Source organism: Nostoc sp. 'Peltigera membranacea cyanobiont' 232, assembly GCF_002245985.1.
Taxonomy (GTDB): domain Bacteria; phylum Cyanobacteriota; class Cyanobacteriia; order Cyanobacteriales; family Nostocaceae; genus Nostoc.
This window is the reverse complement of record NZ_NOLK01000351.1, coordinates 1-2,142: the sequence shown is the minus strand read 5'-3', so window position 1 is coordinate 2,142 and position 2,142 is coordinate 1. Positions and strand designations below refer to the sequence as shown.

Annotated in this window: 2 protein-coding genes; both read right to left on the bottom strand. The window is 37.2% G+C overall.

Going from position 1 to position 2,142, the window contains the following annotated elements; all coding sequences use genetic code 11:
- A partial coding sequence (gene cas1, locus CDG79_RS40210; protein ID WP_223278665.1) for a CRISPR-associated endonuclease Cas1 occupies window positions 1-679 on the bottom strand: 679 nt, incomplete at its 3' end.
- A gap of 149 nt (window positions 680-828) precedes the next feature.
- Window positions 829-1,782 carry a reverse transcriptase domain-containing protein gene (locus tag CDG79_RS40205; protein WP_094347009.1) on the bottom strand — a complete coding sequence of 318 codons (954 nt, stop codon included), beginning with the start codon at window positions 1,780-1,782 and terminating at the stop codon, window positions 829-831.
- Window positions 1,783-2,142 lie beyond the last annotated feature (360 nt).

Sequence of the window (2,142 nt, the reverse complement as noted above, 5' to 3'; positions counted from 1 at the left end):
CACCATAGTGAAAATTAGCCAAATAGGGAGAAAGCCCTTCTGCAATGATAAAACTTAAAACATTGTTAAATAAAAGAGTATAACCAAAACTCAATAAAGAGTTGACAGCATCGGTTGGTGGTTGACGGAATCTTTGAGAAAAACTAAAAGCAGAATTGGTAATCAACTCGCCAAAAGCCGGAAAATATCTAGCTGCGGCGATTCCTTCATAACCGCGCAATGAATCTAAGTTATCTACATACTCTAAAGAGTCAATATCTTGATTGATTCCGAAAATAGCTTTTTCAACTTCTACAAGTTTTCGCTTGCGGTTGAATCGCATTAATAATTGCTTAGAGTTTATCAGCTTCCCTAAAACAATCGCTTTAGATATACTAAATTGAAAATAGTCATCACTCCGCCTTTCGATTTGCATTAATTGACGATCTAAATTGCTAGATTCTTCACTCCATAAATGACCGTGATATTGACCAGACTGACTGAGAAATAGCACAGCAATTTTTTCTTGAAGACAAGCATTAATCACATGGGTTGATAATTGAATATTGCCAAAAACGATAATCTGCTCAACCTCTCGAACGGGAACTTCTATTTTAGGTTTTTCCGAGACATGAATAATAAAGCGCTGATAGTCTTTATATATTGATGTTCCTTGTTCAATTAAATATATAGCTGCCATTTCTCGATTCCAGATATTTTTTTGAAAAGGTGTGATATCCTCGTTGTCGCTGTCTGGAGATAATTCTTGAGCTTCTGTTTCTGCAATAAAGGGTTGATGTAGAGACGCGATATTAGATTGCGTCTCTGGGATATATATCGTCTCTACTTCTAAGGTTGCAGAATTCTTTGCTTGTGCTTCTTGCCTAATGTTGGGACTTTTTTTTTACTTTTACTTTTCTCTATCCCAGATTTCAGCTTATCTGAATTAACATCTATTGGAAAAATAGCATTTTCTAAAAAACCATGACCTAGAAACCGAAAACCCCGGTTAAAACTAGTAATTTGGGTTTTCTCGGCATTCATCATCAATCCCATAGAATCCAAAAGATTGATGATTTCTAATTTTGCTTGTAAAATCCGCTCTTGAGTGGACGCTAAAATGAGAAAATCATCTGCATAGCGCACAAGTTTTAAATCTGTTCCGGTGATAAATTCATCAAATTCATGGAGATAAATATTGGCCAGCATCGGCGAAATTACTGCACCTTGCGGGATGCCCTTTTGGGGTAATATCACTCCCTCTTCAGTTAACACTCCAACTGATACCCAGGATTTAATCAAACATAAAATCCCCGGATTATCTATATGTATCCTGACTTGTGTTAATAACCTTTGATGGTCGATATTATCAAAAAATTTCACAATATCTGCATCTAAAACCCAAGAATAACCATCATCTCGCCAGTCAGCTACTTTTTCTACTGCATTCAGGTAAGATAAATTAGGACGATAAGCAAAACTTGCAGCTGAAAATTTAGCCTCCATGATTGGATAAAGCACATTTAATAGAGCTTGCTGAACAATTATGTCCCGCACTGTAGGTATTTTTAACTCTCGCCGACTGCCATTTTTTTTTGGAATAATTACCTGCTTGCAAGGCTGAGGTTGGTATGTACTATTGCTAACAGAATTTCGCAATTGATAAATATTAATGGTTTGATTGCTAGCAAATTTATCAATAGTTTCTCTATCTACACCTGCACAACCTCGATTTTCTGCTACCTTTTCCCAAGCGCGTTGAAAATTACTCAATTCCAGAAATTCATGGGCAATTATATCCATAGAAATTCGCAATTTAATTTCTTTTAAAATATAGTGCCTACATGGAAATGGAGGTTTCCAAGGATAAAAAATAAAAAAATACTGAAATAGTGCTATTAGGGGTAGCGGGACATTTAGCCCGTGCTGAGTTGCTAAATAAAGCAATACTCAGCATCAAATTAGTCTTCTCATGCCACAGGACTCACAATACGGTTCGGATAAGATCCCCCCGCCTGCGGCGACCTCCTTAAAAAGCTACGGTGTACACACAAGTCTTAAAATTCAACCTAACGCTTGGTTTCGTCATCTACCAATAGGATTGTGCGATCGCTCACCTGAGCTTGTCATTGCGTTCGCGAACAGCGTCTCGTAGAGAGGAGG

What these genes read in the sequence shown, in the direction of transcription:
- CDG79_RS40205 (WP_094347009.1), bottom strand. Translation starts at nt 1,782, where the DNA reads ATGGATATAATTGCCCATGAATTTCTGGAATTGAGTAATTTTCAACGC.